Raw genomic sequence first — 3,448 nt, 5'->3', positions numbered from 1 at the left:
AAAGCGAAAAGCTGGGGGGCGCCTTGCCGGCCTGGGGGCGGTCCGACGCTCGGTAAGTTCCCCCAGGAGGCATATGGCTTATCGGCATTAGAAGCCGTTTATAAAAAAATCCGTTTTAAACTGTGGGACAGCAATGGGCCACGCCTCCTTTTTTAACGTCTTTAACTTAGCAACACAGAGTCAGCCTGCTTTACGCATCATCAGTGTTCCGGCGACAATGCAGCCAGCAATCGGAATAATACTCGCCCAGATCGGCGCAAAGCCGAATACGATACTGGCCGGCGCCAGCATTTCCTCAGCGTATTTGTACACCAGCCCCACCAGAATACCGCTGAAAATACGGTAGCCCGGGGTGACCGAACGCAGCGGACCGAAGATAAAAGAAATACCGAGAATCACCAGCGCAAAAGTCCCCAGCGGCTGCGTCACCTTCCGCCAGAATGACAGCAGATAATTATCTGCATTCAGGCCCTGCTTCTGCAGATACTGGGTATAACCGTATAGATTGGTAATCGACATATCGCGCGGTTCAATCATCACCACACTCAGTGTTTCCGGACTGAGTTCGGTATCCCAGCGGATACTGTCATAATGGTGAACCTGGCTGGAATCAGCAAAAATCAGCACGTCGTTGACGTTCTCCATCTGCCAATGGGAACGCTGATAAATCGCCCGCTCTGCGGTACGTACCCGTTGCAGTTCAGCGTCCACATCAAATTCATACAGGGTAATGCCGTGCAGTACGCCGCCCGGTTCCACCGCGTTGAAGCGCATAAAATCATTGCCTTCACGGTGCCAGTAGCCTTTGCCTTTATTCGACAATGAATCGTCTTTACCCTGCGCTACCGCTTTCTGCGATTGGGCAATACGCTCCAGCGTTGGTACTGCAAACTGAGCCAGCAGCAGACTGATCACCATCAGCAGTGCCATCGGCTTAAGGACCGACAGCGTAATCCGCATCACCGAGATACCGGCAGCCCGCATCACGGTAAGTTCACTGTTTGCGGCCATGGTACCCAGCCCCGCCAGGCAGCCGATCAGACAGGCCATCGGCATGTATTCATAAGCACGGCGCGGTAAACGCAGCGCCATAAATTCCAGCGCCTGAATAAACTGATAATCGCCTTTGAGCTGATCGAGCTCATCTACCAGAGTAAAAATGGCATCCAGCCCAACGATCACAATAACAACCACCACGGTTGCCATAAATACGTTGCGGGCGACGTAGGAATCGAGATGTCTCACAGTTTTTTCACCTTACGCCGGCGGATAAATTCGGGCCCCAGCAACAGACCGGCACCGATCAATGTATAAATAATATGTAGAATCCACAGACCAATGGCCGGATTCAGCGAGCGCTTTTCAATCATGCCGGTCATGGCAATCAACAATGAGATATACACCATAAATAACACGATGGCGGGAAACAGCCGGGCAAAACGTCCCTGACGCGGATTCACTTTCGACAGCGGAAAGGCAATCAGGGTAACGATCGGTACCATCAGAATCAGTGAAATCCGCCACTGCAGCTGCGCCTGATGCTTGGGATCATCCGAACCGATCAGATCCAGCGTTGGGACGGCTTCCTTACGCAATTTGCGGCGCTCTTCCGGTTCATCAGCGATCTTTACACCATACAGATCAAAATCGAGAATCTGCAGCTCGGCACTGCCCGGCGTCAGGTCGTAGCGACGGCCGTTGTGCAACTCCAGATAACGTGAGCCGGTATCATCACTGACGTACTGAGTACCCAGTTTGGCCAGCATCAGGGTGTCGCCATCGGCGATAAAGACGTTGTTCATCTCAGTCTTATCGTCTGACAGGGTCTCGGTGTAGGTCACCCGGGTACCCTTTTTAGTGCTCTGGAAGCGTCCCGGTGCCAGCAGTTCAAATTCAGTCAACTGGGATTGCTTCTGGTACAGGTCTTCCATTTTCTGAGCACCCCATGGGCTCAGCAGCAGCGTAAAACTGGCCACCAGCAGCATCAGCAGACCGGCCGGAATCAGGGTATAACCCAGCAGTTTCCGATCAGAAATACCGGTTGCCGTCAGCACCGTCATTTCACTTTCGGCGTACAGACGCCCATAGGTCAGCAGAATCGAGATAAACAGCGCCAGCGGCAGGATCATCTCGAGAAAGGATGGCAAACGCAGCAGCAGCGTAAAAAACACGATTTCGAGGGACACTTCCCCTGCCGCCGCTGCCGCCAGCTGCTGAATCAGCCGGCCGCTCATCAGAATCATTAACAGAACGGTGGTTACTGCCACCATGGAACCTGCCAGTTCCCGGGCCAGGTAACGGAAAAGAATCAACTCAACACCTTAACAACGGATCTGCTCCGCCCTTGATTTTCGTAAACTTGAACACATATCGGTACTGTGGCTGTAAAGAAAAAGTACGTTCCAGCGGGAACAGGCTTCTGCTGCGACTTTTCTTTGCTGTTCTTGTCTGGGTGCTCTTTACGCGTCCGGCGACAAAGAGCAGTATAAAAGCCCTGTATCAGTCACAGAGTCTGTGACATGGATTTTCAGGATCGCTGTTTGTGATCCTGCATCTGCCCGGGAATTCCCCAGTTTTTTATCCGTCAGGAGCCAGCATGCAATACCAGATTTCCTCCAGTTCTGCCGCCGACATTCAAGCAAGCTGTATTGTGGTCACTCTCGACCAGTCAGGCAAGTTATCTGAAGCCGCCGCCGCCATCGACAGCGCCTCCGGCGGTTTTCTTCAGGCCCGTATCGACGCCCGAGACATCAGCGGAAAAACCGCCGAAACCCTGCTGTTACCAGCCGTCAGTGGCATCAAAGCACAACGTGTACTGCTGGTAGGCAGCGGTAAAGACGCTGTGAAAGCCGCGGCCGCACAAAAAATTCTGACAGCCATCGCCGCCGCCACCAGCAAACTGGATGGCGAAATCGCCCTGGCACTGACCGGTCTCGCCAGTGACGAACTGCCGGAATCCTGGTGGGCTGAACAGACTGCCATGGCTTTTGGTAATGCGCTGTACAAGTTTACCGAAACCAAAGGCAAAAAGGACGACGAAGAAGCACCGCGCGCACCTGAATCCCTGATCTGGCTGGGCGGCGATGTTGCAGCAGCACTGGCCAAAGGTGATGCCGTGGCCAATGGGGTTAACTTCGCCAAAGAGCTGGGCAATATGCCACCAAACATCTGTACGCCTTCTTATCTGGCCGGTCAGGCTCAGGCTCTGGCGTCAGATGCCGCATTGGATGTCACTGTGCTGGATGAAGCAGAACTGGAAAAAATGGGTGCCGGCGCGTTCGTATCCGTTGCCAAAGGCTCCTCTGAGCCAGGCAAAATGATCGTCATGAAATACATGGGTGCCGGCGAAGGTCAGCCAGCTCATATGATCCTGGGTAAAGGCATCACCTTTGATACCGGCGGTATCAGCCTCAAGCCAGGCCAGAAAATGGACGAAATGAAGTACGAC

3 protein-coding genes are annotated in these 3,448 nt (G+C 53.4%); 1 reads left to right on the top strand and 2 read right to left on the bottom strand.

Features of this window, described 5'->3' with window-relative positions; genetic code table 11:
- Window positions 1-180: 180 nt before the first annotated feature.
- The gene (gene lptG, locus B2Z72_RS09440; RefSeq protein WP_296983800.1) at window positions 181-1,245 is read right to left on the bottom strand and encodes an LPS export ABC transporter permease LptG; all 1,065 of its coding nucleotides are present in this window, start codon (window positions 1,243-1,245) and stop codon (window positions 181-183) included.
- On the bottom strand, window positions 1,242-2,312 hold the full coding sequence (lptF, locus tag B2Z72_RS09435) for an LPS export ABC transporter permease LptF (protein WP_296983798.1): 1,071 nt from the start codon (window positions 2,310-2,312) through the stop codon (window positions 1,242-1,244). Before lptF ends, lptG begins: the two co-directional genes overlap by 4 nt.
- 284 nt (window positions 2,313-2,596) lie before the next feature.
- On the opposite strand from lptF, the gene B2Z72_RS09430 reads away from it, so the two are divergent.
- Window positions 2,597-3,448: leucyl aminopeptidase family protein (locus tag B2Z72_RS09430; protein WP_297004657.1), on the top strand; the 852-nt coding region annotated here is incomplete at its 3' end.

The sequence above is a fragment of the Thalassolituus sp. UBA6592 genome, assembly GCF_002433655.1.
Taxonomy (GTDB): Bacteria; Pseudomonadota; Gammaproteobacteria; order Pseudomonadales; family Oceanobacteraceae; genus Venatoribacter.
This window is presented reverse-complemented; position numbering and strand designations above follow the sequence as displayed.